The following is a 17,338-nucleotide window of genomic DNA, read 5'->3' as shown; positions in this document are numbered from 1 at the left end:
CTCAGGCCTCCCCCGCCGCCAGTGACCGTCCGGCAAGACGACGAAGCACTAAAGGCGTAAAGAAGCCAGCCGTGCAGATCAGGAAGCCATAGGCGTTCACGCCCAGCAACATGGCGTATTTGCCATCGCCAATGGCCCAGCTTGCTGGAATCAGCCCAACCGCAAGCAAGACCCCGAGCCCCAGGCCGGTCCAGAAACTCAGATGGAAACTCCACGGCGACCACTTGGTGAAACCGTAGAACAGGAACACCGGCGCCAGCCCCATGACCATCGTCCCGGAGATGGTGGTGGCCTTGAGGATATCGGTGCCGGCGAACATCGGCAGGTTGCCCAGGAAGGCAAAGATCACCATCACGACCGCACCCACCCGCATGCTCGGCAGCTTGTCAGAGGCACGTTGCGCCAGCCTGGGCAGATCTACCGCCAGCGACTTGGCCAGCGACGTGAAAGTGGAATCCAGGGTGGACCCCGCCGACGTCATCATTACCACGCTCATGAAGAACAACGCTGCCAGGCCCAGAGACTGGCCCACGGCAGCAGGCGCGTTGCCCATGGCCTCAATGCCGTTAAGACGGGCGTGAACACCCACCAGACTGAAGATAAACACCGCCACGAAGCCCAGTAGCCCGGCCACCACAAAGCTCTTCAGCATGGTCTTTTCCTTGTTCACAAAGCCCCGGTCGGTCAGCACCGGATCGTGGAACGGATAACTGAACAGCTGCAGCAAAGCCACCAACAGCAGGTCAAAACCGGCGTTGAGCCGGAACTCACCATTGGTCAGCAAGGCGCTGGTATCGTTGGCCGGAATGATCAGGAACAGCACCGCTCCCACAAAGAACACAAACACGAAAGCCTGAATCACATCGGTGAAAATCGAAGACCGCAGCCCACCCTTCAGGCTGTAGGCCAGAGTAAACACCGTAAACAGCATCGCCGCCGCGTAATACTCCCACTCACCGGGCAACCCGAAATAGCCGCCCACCACCGCCGTATTACTCCAGACTTCGTTATAAAGCCGGATCAGAATCGCCGCCGCAAACGCCAGACTGGCCAGCCGGCCAAAGCGGGAGGTCAGAAAATCCTGCAGACTCCGCGCCCCGGTCTGGGTTCGGATCAGGTAAATCACATACCCCGCCACAGGAATCGACAGCCAGTAACTGGCATAGGCCAGACCGCCCACCACGCCATAAGCCGCACCCAGGTTCGCCGCATTGGTCACCGACTTGGCAAAGATCCAGCTGATAAAAATACTGGCCGTAAGCGACCACTGCCCCACCGGGTTACCCTGGTCATCGGCGCCTTTATAAAAAGAATTCGCGTTCTTGCTCCTGGGCGACAGCCAATACATCACCACGCCGTAGACCAGCAGGAATCCCCAGAACAGGGAGGCCTCTGTGAAGTTCATGTTTTCTTACCTTGTTCTTTGTCGTTTAATCCGGGGTTTTTCCCGGGTTTCTGGTTTGGGTGCCTTTCGGGACAGGCCGGTAGGGATTTCAAAAAAACGCCCGTGAACCCATCCATGGGGGGGCTTGGTCGCGCCGTCCATGGCGCTCCACATTTTTTGAAATCCCTACCGGCCTGTCCCTTGTTTAACCTCGGTGTTGGCATCCCCGGCAACGGAAATAGGCTCCAACGAACTCTGACGGACCTTTCTTCTTTCTTTTCTTTCCCACTCAACAACCGAATAGCAAAGCCGTACCCGCGGTCTGGGTGGTGAGGTTATTTTCCCGCCAGGAAAAAGATGTCTGAGCGAAGCGAGTTGTTTTTCCCAAGGGAAAATAACCTCACCTCCCAGGCCGCCAATGACCAGCCATCAGTCCTGCAATCGACAATGCCCAAGCCTAGGCAGGCGCCGAACAACTAGCCCCAAAGCGGTAACAGGAAAAACACCGGTGATGCCGCAACATAATGCGCTCATCCATACTCTCAGCCAGCGTCCCCCCCAGGTCATACTGAGGGTCATCGTCCACCAGCGTGCAGGCATACACCCGAACCTCATCGCCCTTCTTCACCAGCATTCGCGTATACGTGCACATGAAGTGGGAACGAGCCTCCTTGGTCGGGTACTTCTCCATGCAGGTCTCGGTAATCTCCGGGCTGCCGTCTTCCGAGCCTGGCGTACCCAGATCCGGAAATGCGGTGAATGCCAGGTCCTCCGGAATGCCCCACTCCCGGAAGATGTCACGGAACGCGGCTTGGACATCTGCCGGAATTTCCTCCGGATCGGTCTGGCGGGCAATGGACACCTTGAAGCCCTGATCGACCAGCCAGCGGATGCCCTGCAAGGCCTCATCGAAGCTGCCGTCGCCGCGGTCCTTGTCGTGACGGGCCCGGTCCGGGAAGTCCAGGCTGACCCGGAAATGAATCGGGTAGGGGTTATCCAGCAAAGGCAGCACCTGATGCTGTCGCTTGTGCAGCGGCTCGGTGGCGTTGGTCAGCACGAAGCAGGGCCGGTGCTGGCTGGCGTAATTCAGAATATTGACGAAGTCCCGGATCACGAAGGGCTCACCACCGGTGAAGGAAAACTGCTCCACCCCCATGTCGATGGCTTCGTGGATAAACGGCTTCACGTCGCTGAGCTTCATGCCCGGGATCCGGCCATCGCCGGGGTGCGAACCTTCCAGGCAAAACGGACACGCCAGATTGCAGGCGGTGCCGGTGTGGATCCAAAGCTCCTTCAACTTGTCGGCATCAATGTAACCCCGGGGGTCGCCGTTGCGAGTGTGGGTCCAGCTATCACGGGCCCGGGGTTCCAGGACTTCCACGGCCGGAATGCGTTGTTTCCGGGCCGTTCTGGTTTCAATCAGGGGCATAGATGCTCCTCGGTGTATTCGTGTTTTTCCCACGGCGCCAGCCGTGCAGTTTCTCCAGCAGCTTCATGATGCCTTCGGGGGCATGAGCGCGCTTCCATTCACCGGCAGCGTATTTCGCCGACTCGTTCCAGGTCGGGTACGGGTGAATGGTGCCCAGGATCTTGTTCAGGCCCAGGCCGTGTTTCATGGCCAGGGTGAATTCGGCCAGGATTTCCCCGGCGTGGCTGCCAACCACCACGGCGCCCAAGATCTTGTCCTTGCCCGGCGGGGTCAGCACCTTGATAAAACCATGATCCTCACTCTCGGCAATGGCACGATCCAGATCATCCAGCCCGTAGCGGGTCACTTCGTAGGCCACGCCCTGCGCGGTTGCCTCAGCTTCACTGAGTCCCACCCGCGCCACTTCCGGCGAGGTAAAGGTCACCCAGGGCATTACGCGGTAGTCTACCTTGAAGCGCTTGAACTGCCCGAACAGACCGTTGACCGCCGCGTACCAGGCCTGATGGGCCGCCGCGTGGGTGAACTGGTATGGACCAGCCACATCGCCGCAGGCAAATACGTTCGGGTACCTCAGGCTCATGTCTTCCTCTACCGGTACGGTTCCGTTCGGCAGGGTATCCACACCAATCCGCTCCAGGTTCAGGCCGGCGGTGTTGGCTGCACGGCCAACAGCAACCAGAACCTGGTCGAAAGGAATGCGCACCCGCTCACCCTCGTGCTCGCAGTAGGCAACTTTCTCTCCTTCCTCCATACGGAACTCGGCAGCAGCATGTTTCAGGCGGACATCCACGCCGTCTGCCTGGAACTGCTTCAGAACCAGTTCAGAGACATCCTCATCTTCCTTGGCCAGCAAGCGCTCGCCCATCTCCACCTGGGTCACCTTGCTGCCCAGTCGGGCAAAGGCATGGGCCAGCTCCGAACCGATCGGGCCACCGCCCAACACCAGCAAGCGCTCGGGCTGCTCCTGCAGTTCCCACAGGTTATCCGAGGTTAGCGGCTCCATGTCCTTCAGGCCGGGAATCGGTGGTACCGCCGGCTTGCCGCCGGTGGCCACCACAATGCTGCGGGCGGTCAGGCGTTCGGTGCGGCCGTCATTGTGCCGGACCTCTAGCTCCCAGGGCGACACGAAGCTGGCTTCGCCGGCAATGCAGTCCACACCCAGCTTGCGGTATCGCTCCGGCGAATCGTGGGGCTCCACTTTCGCGATGACATTCTTGACCCGGTTCATGATGTTCTTGAACGAGCCTTTAACGGGCACCGATTCCAGCCCGTACCGGTTGGCATGGCGCAGGGTGTCCGCCGCCTTGGCGCTGCGGATAAGCGCTTTGGAGGGCACGCAGCCGGTATTCAGGCAGTCGCCACCCATCTTGTGCTTCTCTATAAGAGCCACCTTGGCTTTCACGGCTGCGGCAATGTAGGCCGAGACCAGACCGGCAGAGCCACCGCCTATGACCAGCAGGTTGTAATCGAAATGTTCGGGCTTCTGCCAGCCGGCGTACACTTTGCGGCGGCGGATAAAGCCCACCACAAATTTGGCAATCAGCGGGAACAGACCCAGTAGCGCGAAGGAGAGCAGCAGATCCGCCGAGACAATGTCCCCGGTGGACTGGATCTGGCCCAACTGGGTGCCGGCGTTCACGTAAACAAATGTGCCAGGCAACATGGCGATCCAGCTTACCAGCGCATAGGTGCGCAGCTTCATGGCCGTCAGGCCCATGGCCAGGTTGATCAGGAAGAAGGGAAACACCGGCACAAGCCGCAGGGTTGCAAGGTAGAAGGCGCCGTCTTTTTCAATGCCGCGATCCATCTTCGCCACGGTTTCGCCATACCGTTTTCGAAGCGTGTCTCGCATCAGGAACCGCGCCACCAGGAAAGCAAGCGACGCACCGATAGTTGAAGCAACGGAGACGGCTGCCAGACCGTAGAGATTGCCGAAAAACGCACCACCGGCCAGCGTCATGATGGTAGCGCCTGGCAGAGAAAGCGCTGTTACCACGACATAAACAACAACGAAGCCCAGCACCGCAACCAACAGATTCTGATCGATCCAGTTACCGAGGGACTGTTGGTTTTCCTTCAGGTTCTCGAGAGTCAGAAGCTCGCTACCGCCACTGGCAATAAACCCGACAACCACAGCCGCAATCAACGCGACCAGAATCCATTTCTTGAGTGTCATGAAATAATCCTTTCTACCTTGAACGTGATAACGAAGAGACACCCCAATCCCGGAAGTGTTACATCAAACCTTGGGCTCAGTGTTCGTTACCGGCTTACCGTTGTTGTACGTCGTTCGGCAACGCATTGTGTCAACGATTGCTCATGAATATCTAACAATTTGATTACACCGCCTACCGAATACGCCGGGAACTTATCGACCGATTTCCAAACTTACTGCTATTCTTGAACAATTGCTCATAAAAGGGAACGGTCATGACTGACTCAAGTCGGGAAAAGGAGATAGAACTGATTCAGGGCTTGAAAACGGGTGATAATGATTCTTTTCAGGAAGCAGTACGTGCCTACACCCCCGGCATGTTAGCAGTCGCCCGGTTCTATCTGGATCATTCCAGTGCAGAAGAAGCCGTTCAGGATTGCTGGGTTAAAGTTATTGATGCGATCCATGGCTTTGAAGGTCGTTCAGGTTTAAAAACCTGGTTGCACCGGGTTGTTGCCAACCGTTGCAAGAATCAGCTTCGATCGGCCAAGCGAGAGGTTTCTTCAGATTTTTCGGAGGCCCTGGAGCCGGCACTGTCGGACCGATTCAACGCCAAAGGCCGATGGGAGTTGCCGCCCAAACTGCAGTTTCACGACTCTGCCGACACCCTGATGGAAAACGGCGCCCTCAGCGATTGCCTGGACAAGCACCTCTCTGCGCTGCCGGAGACCCAGCGTTCTGCCCTGATGCTTTATGAGGCCCACCAGCACAAATCCGATGACGTCTGTAACATTCTGGACGTCAGTGCCTCTAATCTGCGTGTACTTTTGCATCGAGCGAGGCAAAAGATCTTTCTGATGGTGGAGAATTTCCAGGAGACCGGCGAATGCTGATGTGCAGGGATCTCGCGGTAATTGCCAGCGACTATATTGATGGCGAGCTGCCTGTTCTCCAGAACATGTCAGTCAAAATGCACCTGATGATGTGCAAGGACTGCCGGACCTTTATCGGCAATCTGCGGGCAAGCACCGACATGTTAAAAGCACATTCCTCTGGCGAGGCAGACGAGGAGCTTATCCGCAAGATTGACGAACGGGTGGCCGAGGCGCTAAAAGAGGGTCCCCGCGATTCCACAAACCGAGGCCCGAAATGATCAAAGTCAGTGTGATGTATCCGAAAACCGAAGAAAGCACCTTTGACCTTGCCTACTACCGAGACACGCACATGGCGTTGGTCCGCGACAGGCTGGGCGATGCCTGCAAGCGCACAGCCATCGAATCCGGGTTGGCCGGCGGCGCCCCGGGAGAGGGCCCCACCTACATTGCCATGGGCCATATGTATTTTGACTCTGTTGCCGATTTCCAGACCGCCTTCGGCCCCCATGCCAAGGAAATTCTTGGCGACATCCCGAACTTCACCAACGTTCAGCCAACAGTCCAGATCAGCGACGTTATCGAATAATCCTTCAGGTCGGACTCACAAACCGGACATCAAGGATCCCGCCATGGTCAGCAATCTCCCTCCCGGAAGAAAAGCCGCCATCACCGCTGCTCTGGCAGGCGGCTGGGTCGCAGACGCAGCCAGCCTGGGTTTACACTGGCTCTACAACAGCGAGCGCATTCTAGAGGTGGGTGGACAGTCGCCCGAATTCCTGTCTCCACGAGCCGAGTACTACACAAAGGGTTTCGGTTATTTCGCTCACGAGGGGAAACAGGTTGGCGATGTGAGTCACTACGGCGCGGCCACCGGCGTGCTGACCGACAGCTTGCTGGCCACCAACGGCAATCTGGACATCCGCGATTACCAGCGCCGGTTTCGTTCGTTCTTTGGGCCCGGTGGCCAGTGGCGGGGATTCATCGATAACCCGACACGGATCACGCTGGAGAATTTCAATGCTATTGAGCGCAAGGCTGTCGAGGAGGCGCAGTCCGGCATGCCGGATGATCTTTCCGACAAACAGAAGCGAATTCTGGTGCAGAAGGTCATGCCCTACACCCGCCGTCTGAGCGGCAGCGCGCTTGCACAGCCGGTGCGGGAGGCCATCAGCCTGACGTACAAGGAAAAGGCCATTCAGGACGCCGGCGTTCATCTGGCGGAAACCATCGATCGCAATCTGGTACCGGCGAGTGGCGCCGACGACATGCAGTTGCCTGCGGTGTCCAAGCTGCCGCCACTCGTTGCCGCCCATAGCGGAAGCACAAACCTCCTGGACGTTGTTGAAGCAGCCGTGCGGGTTACCAATCACAACGACGAGGCCGTTGCCTGGGCAAAGTGTGCAGCGGTGCTTCTGGACGGGCTATTCAGGGGCGAGCCTCTTGCCAAGGCAATGAATTCGGCCATCGACGAAGCACCCGATCAGGCGTCCCTCAAACGGGCACTTGAGAGCTCGGAACTGAACGGCGTTGCTGCCGGTGACACGTTTGGCCGCACCTGTTACCTGCAGGAAGCCATGCCGGTCAGCTTTCACATTCTGAACACGGCCCGGAGCTACACCGAAGCCATCCGCGCCAACATTCATTGTGGTGGTGACTCTTGCGGTCGAGCCTGGCTGATTGGCCCGGCCATGGCCGCCATGCACGGTGTTGGCGGTGAGAACGGCATTCCTCTGAGCTGGCTGGCCAGGGTAACGGATGCTGCGACCGTCTATCAGGATATCGAGTCGCTTTTGGGAAATTGAGATTCTGCAGCGGGCATCAGACCCTTCCATCCAGCTGCAGCCAGCGAGCCAGACGGGAATGTGGGCGACGCCGCAGGTAAAGGGGCAACGTGCTCATGACCAGCAATACCGTAGCTGCCGCTATAACGGTCAGGGTGGGGTTAAGCTCGAGGGTATGCCCCAACCCAGCAAACACAAAGGTCATGGGTAACATTCCAATAACCGTTGCCAGGGCGTAACGCCAAAGGTGTATCGCCGTCACTCCGGCGGCATAGCTGATCAGGGCGAAGGAGAACACAGGGATTAACCGGGTGAGGAGGACTGCAATAAACAGGAACCGCTGTGACCCTCTGGCCGAGAATACCGGGTTGTTTTCGAGCTTCTGCTGAACAGCATCGCGACCAAGCACTCGCGCCAGATAAAAGGCAATCAGCGAACCCGCCAGGGCACCGGCTACCGCGATTGCCGTTCCGTTGAACATTCCGTAAACCAGGCCGGACGCCGCACTGATCGGCAACGTGGGTATTGGCCCGACCACGACAGCAAGAACCATCAGGAGCATCAGCAATACCGGTCCAAGAGTCCCCTGACTGGCAAACCAGTCGGACAGCACCGTTGGTGCAAAGCTGGCAGGCATGCCCAGTTGACGCAGCAGAAGCCAGATCGTGGCCATCAAAAACGCGACAATGGCAAGAAAGGAGAGACGGAAAACCAGCGGCGATCGGGTCATCCGGCTATTCTACCCGCTCATCAGGTAACAGGAAGCACAGCCGGTGCCTCGATAAAATAAAAAGGGCCGGATGTCTTACCAACATCCGGCCCTTGGGCACGCTCTCTCAAGCGTAACCTGCGATCAATTTCGTGATACTTCGATTAACGCCAGCCCACACGGTCGAAGATCTTCACCGCTTCCGGATTGTTGGTGCCCAGAACGCTGACATTGATGTCATCAATGTTCAGGTTGCCCCAGGAATCCAGTACCGGGTTTTTCAGTACGCCTTCTACCGCCGGGAACTCATGGTTGCTCTCAGCGAAGATCTGCTGGGCGGTATCGGAGGACAGGAACTCCAGGAACCGGATTGCGTTGTCCTTGTTCGGCGCAGTCGCTACGACGCCCGCACCACCGATGTTGGCGTGCACACCACGGCCGTCCTGGTTCGGGAAGATGATGCCAACCTCACGGGCCACTTCACGGTCTGCAACATCATCAGAGTTCAGCAGGCGCGCGTAGTAGTAATGGTTGCCAACCGCCAGGTTGCATTCACCGGCAGCCACAGCGCGGATCTGATCGGTGTCACCACCCTGGGGATCACGGGCCATGTTATTGACTACGCCCTGCGCCCATTCCTCAGCGCCTTCTTCGCCGTGGTACTCAACAAGGCTGGCCAGCAATGACTGGTTGTAGATGTTGCTGGAGGACCGGATGCAGATCTCGCCCTTGAATTCCGGCTTGGCCAGGTCCTCGTACTGACTGATCCGGGAAGGATCAAAGTCTGAGCGATCGTAGTAGATCACGCGCAGACGCTGACTGAAGCCGAACCAATGCCCTTCCGGATGACGCAGGGAATCCGGCAGACGGCTGTTCAGAACCTCGGAATCCACCGGCTGGAAGATGCCTTCCTGGTCGGCTCGCCAGAGGTTACCCGCGTCAACGGTGATCAGGATATCCGCCGGGCTGGCGACACCTTCTCGCTGGATTCGCTGGATCAACGCATCGGACTTGCCCTCAATCAGGTTGACCTTGATGCCGGTCTCCTCGGTGAAGGCGTTATAAATTGCCTGGTCCGAATCGTAGTGCCGCGCAGAGTAAAGGTTGACTTCACTCGCGGAGACACTCGTTGCTGCCAGTGTTGTTGCCAGGGCAGCGGCTGCCAACTTCGCTTTATGAGATACCACGGGATCTCTCCTTGGTTGCCAATCACTATTGCAGGTGAAAACGATTAGTATTTAGATGCGATTTAAACGAACCCAGACATAGAAGTCAATAAATAGGAATCAGTCGCTTTTACGTATTCAATACACAATCAGACGCAACAAGCTTACAATTGCATCTCCACTGGAGTTTGAACCGGAAGGCTGGATCGGCACCATGAGTATTTATCAGGAAAGCCCAACCTACAGCGACCAACTCGAGAACGGCCTGTCGGGCCCGTCATTGATGCTTGACCGCGTGCATTGCCAGTTCCATGGCGATAGCGTTGTCAAAGACATCAACCTGCATCTGGAAGCGGGCGAAGTAGTCTGCCTCCTCGGCCCCTCTGGCTGCGGCAAAACAACGCTGCTGCGTATCGCTGCAGGCCTCCAGATGCCAACCCGCGGCAAAGTCTTTCTCGGCAGCTCCCTGGTCTCGGCACCCGGTGGCGTGCAGGTACCCCCGGAAAAGCGGAATGTGGGCCTGGCATTCCAGGAATCTGCACTATTCCCCCATCTGACGGTGCTGGAGAACGTCTGCTTCGGCATCAGCTCCATGCCAAAAAAGCAGCAACGTACGCGCGCACTCGAACTGTTGGGGCGCCTGGGCATGGCCGATGCCGCCAATGTTTACCCACACACCCTCTCAGGCGGTCAGCAGCAGCGGGTAGCCCTGGCCAGGGCCCTTGCTCCCTCGCCACGGGTCATGCTGCTGGACGAACCATTCTCCAGCCTCGACGCCCGGCTGCGCGACCAGATTCGGGACGATACACTGCATGTGCTGAAAGAGCTGAACACGGCCACTCTTCTGGTTACTCATGACCCGGAGGAAGCCATGTTCATGGCAGATCGGATCGCACTGATGCGAGACGGAGAGATCGTGCAAACGGGGACTCCTACAGACCTCTACTGCAATCCTGCCGAGCCGTTCGTGGTCAACTTTTTCGGGCAGGTGAACGAACATCGCGGCGTTGTCCACAACGGCGTGGTGACAACGCCATTGGGCCACCTGGAGGCTAAAGGTTTTGAGGACGGCAGCAGCGTTCGAATTCTGATACGCCCGGAGGCGGTCAAAGTCAGGCAACTTGAAGGACAGGCCGGTGATGACCGCACCAGCCATGTTCTGATGTCCCGACTGCTCGGCCCGACCAGTCTGTTGCACATTTGTGCTCACGGGCCAGACGGGCAGGAAATGCACCTGCATGCAAAAGTGCCCGGGGTGTTTCTGCCGGAACAGGGACAGGCTGTCTCGCTTGAGCTGGATATGTCGCAGGTTTTTCTATTCGGCGAGTAAACCGTGGCTACCCCGTTTTACTTCCCGGGCGGGAACGACGCATCGCCAAGCTCAGAATGACCACCGGAATGATCCCGACCACAACAATGGCGAGGGAGGACATGGCCGATTCGGCCAATCGCTCGTCAGAGGCCAGGCTGTAGGCACGGACCGCCAGGGTATCGAAGTTGAACGGCCGGAGTATGATGGTCGCCGGCAACTCCTTCATCACGTCCACAAACACCAGTATACCAGCCGCCAGCAGGCTACTGCGCATGATCGGCGTATGAACCTTGCGCAAGGTGCCACCGGCGGTTTGACCGAGGGTTCGCGCAGCTGCGTCCATTGAGGGCGTAACCTTCCCCAGGCTGGCCTCAACCGTATTGAAGGACACGGCCAGGAATCTCACCGTGTAGGCGTAGATCAGGACAAAAGCGCTGCCACTGAGTACCAGACCCACCATGAAACCAAAGTTGTCACGAAGAAAGAGATTGAGCTTCTGATCCAGCCAGGCCAGCGGAATCATGATGCCCACGGCAATGACAGACCCGGGGATGGCATAGCCCATGGCCGCAATCCGGTTCGCACTCCTGACCCAGGAGCTGGGATTCAGCCGTGCGCCGTAACTCAGCATTACCGCAAGCGTTACGGCAACCAGCGCCGCGCTTGAGGCGAGTATCAGGCTGTTGAACGCGAATTCCAGAAAACGCGTCCCGAAAAGGCTGTCGCCGGTCGTAATCGCCATTTCCAGCAGAATCAGGGCCGGAACAATAAAACCAATAAGAACAGGCAGGAAACACACTGCAAAGGCGAGCGCAGCCTGGCCTGAATTCAGCGAATACTCGGGCAATGCCTGGTACCGTGCCGAGGTATGGTATTGCTTGCCACCGCGGGAAACGCGTTCCAGAACAACAACAAGAACCACGAACACCAGCAGGCAGGCTGCGAGCTGAGCCGCTGCAACCGGCTCACCCAGGCCAAACCAGGTCCGGTAGATTCCGGTGGTGAAGGTATCGACGCCAAAGAACTGGACTGCCCCGAACTCGTTCAGTGTTTCCATCAGGACCAGCGAAACGCCGCCGATGATCGCAGGACGGGACAGCGGCAGAGCAATGCGTTTGAACATACGCCACGGCCCCAGGCCGAGAGTGCGGCCAACATCAAGTGCACTTACCGACTGCTCCATGAACGATGCCCGGGCAAGCAGGTACACGTAGGGGTAGAGCACCATGGTAATCAGCAGGGCAGCTCCGCCCAGGGACCGGATATCCGGAAAGTAATAGTCGCCAAACTCCCAGCCGAACCAGTCGCGCAAGGCGCTTTGTAGTGGCCCCGCAAACTGCAGGAAATCCGTGTAAGCATAGGCAATTACGTAGGTTGGCACCGCCAGCGGCAGCAGAAGGGCCCACTCGAACAGCCGCCTGCCGGGAAACCGGCACATAACCACCAGCCAGGCACAGGCAGTGCCAATCAGGGTGGTTCCTACGGCCACAGAGACACTGAGCACCACGGTGTTACTGAGGTATCTTCCAAGCACCGTGCTGACAAGGTGTTGCCAGACTTCACCGGACGGGAAAAACACATGGGCAAGGATAACCAGCACTGGCATCGCAACCAGCAGGGCGATCACGAGGGTGCTGACCGTCCAGGCGTTGAGACGACGCGCGCGATGACTGGCGGCGCCGGTTCCGGGACCAGAGCCAGCCAAACCGCTTGTCTGTGATGTCGTATGTTCAGCCATAAAGCCTATGAAGGGCTGGTAGGGACACGGAGTATAAGGGATACGATGGCGTTATGAAAAATAGCCACCCTGAAGGAGGGATAGTGAAGCCTCGATCGGCCTGAGCGAGTGCCAGGGCGCGCGACCGAGGTCGCCGCACACCTCTGCTCAGCTGACGAGCCGGTTGACCTGCTCCACGAACGCTGTGGGCAGGGCATCAATCACCGGCCGGGCGTCTCCACACACATCCGGATGCGGGGCGTCAGGCTCTCTGGCCAGAACATTGGGGTTTTCCGACCAATGCAGCAGCTCCAGTGTGCCGTTCTCCTGCTCCACCAGCGCCGTGCAGTGTTCTACCCAATCGCCGTCATTGCAGTAAAGACCATCTTCGCTGCGCAGGAAGCCGGCGGAGTGGATGTGGCCGCAGATAAAACCGTCGTAGTTGCCCTTTTCCGCGACCGTCAGCGCCGCCAGTTCAAACCGCCGGATGAACGTGCGCGCCTTGCCGATTCTGCTCTTTACCCAGGCTGCCAGCGACCAGTAGGGCTTGCCCTTGAGCCGGCGCCAGGCGTTGAACCAGCGGTTCAGGCGGAGCAGGATACCGTGGGCACGGTCACCGACCAGAAGCATCAGCGGGCTGCAACGCACCACCTGGTCAAACTGGTCGCCGTGGCAGACCATGAAGCGTCGACCATCTGCGGTGGTGTGTATGGCCTTGTAGCGCAGCTCAATACCGGCAATGGTCTGGCCGCAGAACCGGCGCAGGAAATCGTCGTGGTTACCGGGCACATAGACCACCCGCGTTCCACTGGCAGCCAGCTCAATGAGTTTGTGAATGACGGCCTGATGGGAATCCGGGAAGTGAACCCGTCGCTGCATCGCAATCAGGTCGATGATATCGCCCACCAGATACAGAGTTTCGCAGCGGACCTGGTTCAGGAAATCCAGCAGATACTCGGCCTGGCAGTCAGCCGTGCCCAGGTGCACATCGGAAATGAAAACGCTCCGGTAGCTCCGCATCTTGCCTCCCGTCTTTCAACCATTCCGGATGCTGACACCTTGGCAAGACCGGGTGACGGGGACATGACAACAACAAGACACTTCTGTGACGTTCAGAAAGGAATCAGGGGGAGGGAACTATCGCTATCCGGTAACCGATTGGGTTACCGGAATATCACTGCTCGGTGTCTGAATCCGTTAGCGCAGGTCCGGATTCAGGGTGTAGGTACCCGTCACCCGGGCGCTGGCCAGTACGTGGCCTGCCATGGCTTCGCGCACATCGTTACCATCGAACTCGCCATCCAGGGCAAGGGTATCCACATCCAGTGCATGCACCTCGAAGTGGTAGTGATGGATGATCTCATCGTTCCAGGGCGGACAGGGACCATCGTACCCGGCGTAGGTGCCGTTCATGTCGGGATTGCCCGCCAGGAACTGGGTGTAATTGTTCACGCCGCGGATACCGATGGGACCGGGCCCCGGCTCCTTGCCCTTGGGAATCACGCCATCGCTGTCTTCGCCTTCCGGAATCCGGGTGGTGCCGGCAGGCACATCCACCAGCAGCCAGTGGAAAAAATCGACCCTCGGGATGTCCCTGGAAACCGTCTTGCCTTCCTGGTTTACATCATCCGCAACGCTGGGCACATCCGGATCAAACATCATCACCACGAAGCTTTTCGTGCCCTCGGGCGCACCGTCCCAGACAATTTCGGGGTTCCGGTTGGGACCGAAGCTCATGTGGTCATCTTCACTGTATACCCCGAATGCGAATTTCTCGGGAATCGGCTGGCCTTCTTCGATGCCTTCAACCTGTAGTTTCACGGCGTTGCCTCCTGTCGTTTTTAGCCTTGGGCTCATTGACTGTGTCTGGGACAGTCTCATTCTGTGATAATACGTTTTTAACACAAAATCGATTGAACTGACCACGGAGCCCCGATGAGCCAACAGAAGCCCGGCAAGCCGCAACAACCCGCGAACCAGAAAGACGAGGATGCGGTTGCCTTCGCCCAGGGTATTTTCGAACTGGCCCGCAACGGCGGTGCCGGACCTCTGAGCGTGATGCTTGATGCCGGCGTCCCGGTGAACATGCGCACCAGCGAGGGCGAGACCCTGCTGATCCTGGCCAGCAAGCATGGCCACCCGGAAACGGTACGCCTGCTGCTGGGAAAAGGCGCCGATCGCGAAGCGAAGGACAGCAACGGCAATACCGCTCTGTCGCTGGCAAAAACCGAAAGCGTAAAGCGCCTGTTCGAAGAATCCGGCCGGTAAGCCGGCATGTTCAACAAAGGCGAGATTATCCACCACACCCGGGATGCCCTGGGCAGCATTCTGGTGGTCGATTACCGCAAACACCGGGTGCTTACCTTCAATTCGGTGTTCGAGCAAAGCAAGATTGATCGGCGATTTCCCTATCTGCCGGTCCATGAGTACAACCGGGCCATGATGCTGCCGGCGGTCTTTGCCAACCCCCGCCACGTCACCATTCTGGGCCTGGGCGGCGGCGTGATGGCCGGCGCTTTTCACCATCTTTATCCCGAGTGTCGGATACACGCCGTCGAACTGCGCCAGGCGGTACTGGACACTGCCCGGGAATTTTTTGATCTGCCCGGCAGTGAACGCCTCCAGGTCACCATTGCCGATGCCCGGGATGCCCTGGAAAAGCTGCCGGAGGCGAGCACGGATATGATTTTGGCCGATCTGTACAACGCAGACCGAATGAGCCCTGCACAGGCCCAGAAACAGTTTGTGGATGAGTGCGCCCGGGTGCTCACGGAGGACGGCTGGCTGGTGCTGAATTACCACCGGACTCCGGATGTCCAGGGGGCTTACTTCCGGCGGCTCAAGAGGCACTTTGCGGTGCTTCTTGGCTTTCGAAGCAAAAGTAACAACACCGTGGTTTATGCCAGCAAACAGCACTTCCAGTCGGTGCACCCGAAGGACCCGGTGCTGGAGGAACTGGAGAACCGGCTACCAATAGACTGGCGTCGATTGATGGCGAAAGTCAGCCGGATGGAGTGAGCTGGAAAATCGTCCCGGACTTGATCTGCGTCCTTGATGATTATTGGGGATGATCCATAGTTACTGGTATGGAATCCACTATGTCCGAAAGGAGTGCTGACCATGAGCGAGGAAGACTATAAAAAGCTGCATCCAGTACTGAGCGAGGTCACCAAGACCTACGTCGATCTGTACATTAATCGGCCAAATGAGGAAAACCGCGAAAAGCTGATAAAGCTTGAGGCCCTGCTGCACGAGAAGCTGGAAACCATTCAGAAAGCCAAGAACGAGCAGTAACAGGGCCCGACTGAGCCGGGCCCCTGCACGATCAGGTCCATTTTTCTCCGGGGCTCTGATAGTCCCGGAAGGCCCTGTGCAGGCGATCCGGTTGGTCAGTCAGGATCAGCATGTCGATGTATTGCTGCTGCAAAAAACCGGCACGTTCCATGTTTTCTGCCATTGCCAGCAAAGGGTCAAAAAACCCGCTGACGTTGTAGATGGCACACGGTTTCTGATGCAACCCCAACTGGCCCCACGTCCAGGCCTCAAACAGTTCTTCCAGGGTGCCAATCCCGCCTGGCAGCGCAACGAAACCATCAGCCAGATCCGCCATCAGGGCCTTGCGCTCGTGCATGTTTTTGACCACATGCAGCTCGGTCAGGCCGGAGTGGGCCAGCTCCCGGTCCCGCAGATGCTCCGGGATGACCCCGTGGACCCGGCCGCCCGCGGCCAGGACCGCATCCGCCACAACACCCATCAGGCCAACGTGGCCGCCACCGAACACCAGCTCAATGCCATTACGACCGAAGTAATCACCCAACTCCCGGGCCTTGTCCGCGTAAAGCGGATCATTTCCGGACTGGGAGCCGCAATAGACCGCGACCTTCATTCACCGTCACCAATCTTGTCCTGGGTTTGGGTCTCGAAATCACTGGCGTCGTGACGCTCGTGCAGCTGGCTGCTCGGCTCACCCCAGGCCCGGTTGACCATGCGGCCACGCCTGACCGCCGGGCGCTGGGCAATCTCATCCGCCCAGCGAATGACGTTGGTGTAGGTGTGAGCTTCCAGGAACTCGGCCGCGTCATACACCTTGTTTTTCACCAGGGCGCCGTACCAGGGCCAGATCGCCATATCGGCGATGGTGTATTCATCGCCCGCGATGTAGCGGTTATTGGCCAGCTGCCGGTCGAGCACATCCAGCTGACGCTTGACTTCCATGGTGTAGCGGTTGATCGGGTACTCGTAGTATTCCGGCGCGTAGGCATAGAAATGACCGAAGCCGCCACCGAGCATGGGCGCACTGCCCATCTGCCAGAACAGCCAGTTCATGGTCTCCGCGCGTCCGGCGATGTCACTGGGCAGGAACGCCCCGAATTTTTCCGCCAGGTAAAGCAGGATGGACCCGGATTCGAACAGGCGGATTGACGGGGTGACACTGTGGTCCACCATGGCCGGGATCTTGGAGTTGGGGTTCACCTCCACAAACCCGCTGCCAAACTGATCGCCCTCGGTAATCCTGACGAGCCAGGCATCGTACTCGGCGTCCTTGATACCCAGCTCCAGCAGCTCCTCCAGCATCACCGTAACTTTCACGCCGTTGGGCGTCGCCAGCGAATAAAGCTGCAACGGATGCTTGCCAACCGGTAGCGCCTTGTCGTGGGTCGGACCGGCGATCGGGCGATTGATACTTGCAAACCGACCTCCGCTCTCAGAGTCCCATTTCCAGACTTTGGGTGGCGTGTAGGTAGCGTCGGTCATGGCATTTCTCCTCACAAAGTAGCATTCAGCTGGCTCCGAGGTCGCATTGAGCCCG

Annotated in this window: 18 protein-coding genes; 8 read left to right on the top strand and 10 right to left on the bottom strand. The window is 58.2% G+C overall.

Going from position 1 to position 17,338, the window contains the following annotated elements:
* Window position 1: 1 nt before the first annotated feature.
* From HP15_RS19040 to HP15_RS19030, 3 genes are all read right to left on the bottom strand, one after another.
* A complete protein-coding gene (locus tag HP15_RS19040) occupies window positions 2–1,405 on the bottom strand; it encodes a sodium:solute symporter family transporter (RefSeq protein WP_014578974.1) in 1,404 nt (467 codons plus the stop codon).
* A 436-nt stretch (window positions 1,406–1,841) separates the two neighbouring features.
* Window positions 1,842–2,813, bottom strand: coding sequence for a radical SAM protein (locus HP15_RS19035; protein WP_014578972.1), 972 nt, complete (start codon window positions 2,811–2,813; stop codon window positions 1,842–1,844).
* Window positions 2,800–4,989: an FAD-dependent oxidoreductase gene (locus HP15_RS19030; RefSeq protein ID WP_014578971.1), complete on the bottom strand. Its 2,190-nt coding sequence runs from the start codon at window positions 4,987–4,989 to the stop codon at window positions 2,800–2,802. Before HP15_RS19030 ends, HP15_RS19035 begins: the two co-directional genes overlap by 14 nt.
* Before the next feature lie 254 nt (window positions 4,990–5,243).
* Between HP15_RS19030 and HP15_RS19025 the strand changes: the two genes are divergently transcribed.
* The 4 genes from HP15_RS19025 to HP15_RS19010 are packed head-to-tail and all read left to right on the top strand — an operon-like array spanning window position 5,244 to window position 7,645.
* A complete protein-coding gene (locus tag HP15_RS19025) occupies window positions 5,244–5,861 on the top strand; it encodes an RNA polymerase sigma factor (RefSeq protein ID WP_014578970.1) in 618 nt (205 codons plus the stop codon).
* Window positions 5,855–6,121 carry a zf-HC2 domain-containing protein gene (locus HP15_RS19020; protein WP_008176876.1) on the top strand — a complete coding sequence of 89 codons (267 nt, stop codon included), beginning with the start codon at window positions 5,855–5,857 and terminating at the stop codon, window positions 6,119–6,121. Before HP15_RS19025 ends, HP15_RS19020 begins: the two co-directional genes overlap by 7 nt.
* A complete protein-coding gene (locus HP15_RS19015) occupies window positions 6,118–6,429 on the top strand; it encodes an EthD family reductase (protein WP_014578969.1) in 312 nt (103 codons plus the stop codon). Before HP15_RS19020 ends, HP15_RS19015 begins: the two co-directional genes overlap by 4 nt.
* A 43-nt stretch (window positions 6,430–6,472) precedes the next feature.
* Window positions 6,473–7,645 carry an ADP-ribosylglycohydrolase family protein gene (locus HP15_RS19010; RefSeq protein ID WP_014578968.1) on the top strand — a complete coding sequence of 391 codons (1,173 nt, stop codon included), beginning with the start codon at window positions 6,473–6,475 and terminating at the stop codon, window positions 7,643–7,645.
* Between the two features lie 16 nt (window positions 7,646–7,661).
* Here the strand turns inward: HP15_RS19010 and HP15_RS19005 are convergent, their stop codons facing one another.
* Both HP15_RS19005 and HP15_RS19000 read right to left on the bottom strand, forming a co-directional pair.
* Entirely contained in the window at window positions 7,662–8,354 is a 693-nt protein-coding gene (locus HP15_RS19005) for a TVP38/TMEM64 family protein (RefSeq protein WP_014578967.1), read from the bottom strand.
* A gap of 143 nt (window positions 8,355–8,497) precedes the next feature.
* Entirely contained in the window at window positions 8,498–9,520 is a 1,023-nt protein-coding gene (locus HP15_RS19000; protein WP_014578966.1) for a Fe(3+) ABC transporter substrate-binding protein, read from the bottom strand.
* A 193-nt stretch (window positions 9,521–9,713) separates the two neighbouring features.
* Between HP15_RS19000 and HP15_RS18995 the strand changes: the two genes are divergently transcribed.
* Window positions 9,714–10,829 carry an ABC transporter ATP-binding protein gene (locus HP15_RS18995; RefSeq protein ID WP_014578965.1) on the top strand — a complete coding sequence of 372 codons (1,116 nt, stop codon included), beginning with the start codon at window positions 9,714–9,716 and terminating at the stop codon, window positions 10,827–10,829.
* A gap of 7 nt (window positions 10,830–10,836) precedes the next feature.
* Here the strand turns inward: HP15_RS18995 and HP15_RS18990 are convergent, their stop codons facing one another.
* From HP15_RS18990 to HP15_RS18980, 3 genes are all read right to left on the bottom strand, one after another.
* Complete coding sequence (locus tag HP15_RS18990) at window positions 10,837–12,516, bottom strand: ABC transporter permease (RefSeq protein WP_041645897.1); 1,680 nt, start codon at window positions 12,514–12,516, stop codon at window positions 10,837–10,839.
* Window positions 12,517–12,696: 180 nt separating this feature from the next.
* Window positions 12,697–13,548: a UDP-2,3-diacylglucosamine diphosphatase gene (locus tag HP15_RS18985; protein ID WP_014578963.1), complete on the bottom strand. Its 852-nt coding sequence runs from the start codon at window positions 13,546–13,548 to the stop codon at window positions 12,697–12,699.
* Between the two features lie 177 nt (window positions 13,549–13,725).
* Window positions 13,726–14,349 carry a YbhB/YbcL family Raf kinase inhibitor-like protein gene (locus HP15_RS18980; RefSeq protein WP_014578962.1) on the bottom strand — a complete coding sequence of 208 codons (624 nt, stop codon included), beginning with the start codon at window positions 14,347–14,349 and terminating at the stop codon, window positions 13,726–13,728.
* Window positions 14,350–14,463: 114 nt separating this feature from the next.
* Here HP15_RS18980 and HP15_RS18975 point away from each other — a divergent pair, with 114 nt between their 5' ends.
* The 3 genes from HP15_RS18975 to HP15_RS22040 all read left to right on the top strand — a co-directional run bounded on the left by HP15_RS18975 (window position 14,464) and on the right by HP15_RS22040 (window position 15,822).
* The gene (locus HP15_RS18975) at window positions 14,464–14,796 is read left to right on the top strand and encodes an ankyrin repeat domain-containing protein (RefSeq protein WP_014578961.1); all 333 of its coding nucleotides are present in this window, start codon (window positions 14,464–14,466) and stop codon (window positions 14,794–14,796) included.
* Between the two features lie 6 nt (window positions 14,797–14,802).
* A complete protein-coding gene (locus HP15_RS18970) occupies window positions 14,803–15,546 on the top strand; it encodes a spermidine synthase (RefSeq protein WP_014578960.1) in 744 nt (247 codons plus the stop codon).
* Window positions 15,547–15,648: 102 nt separating this feature from the next.
* Window positions 15,649–15,822, top strand: a complete 174-nt coding sequence (locus HP15_RS22040) for a hypothetical protein (protein ID WP_169702187.1) — start codon at window positions 15,649–15,651, stop codon at window positions 15,820–15,822.
* A 31-nt stretch (window positions 15,823–15,853) separates the two neighbouring features.
* On the opposite strand, the gene HP15_RS18965 is transcribed toward HP15_RS22040, so the two are convergent.
* Both HP15_RS18965 and yghU read right to left on the bottom strand, forming a co-directional pair.
* A complete protein-coding gene (locus HP15_RS18965; RefSeq protein WP_014578958.1) occupies window positions 15,854–16,414 on the bottom strand; it encodes an LOG family protein in 561 nt (186 codons plus the stop codon).
* On the bottom strand, window positions 16,411–17,283 hold the full coding sequence (gene yghU / locus HP15_RS18960) for a glutathione-dependent disulfide-bond oxidoreductase (RefSeq protein WP_014578957.1): 873 nt from the start codon (window positions 17,281–17,283) through the stop codon (window positions 16,411–16,413). The genes HP15_RS18965 and yghU overlap by 4 nt, the downstream gene beginning before the upstream one ends.
* Window positions 17,284–17,338: the final 55 nt, after the last annotated feature.

Origin of the sequence: Marinobacter adhaerens HP15 (assembly GCF_000166295.1) — a bacterium.
Taxonomy (GTDB): domain Bacteria; phylum Pseudomonadota; class Gammaproteobacteria; order Pseudomonadales; family Oleiphilaceae; genus Marinobacter; species Marinobacter adhaerens.
This window is presented reverse-complemented; position numbering and strand designations above follow the sequence as displayed.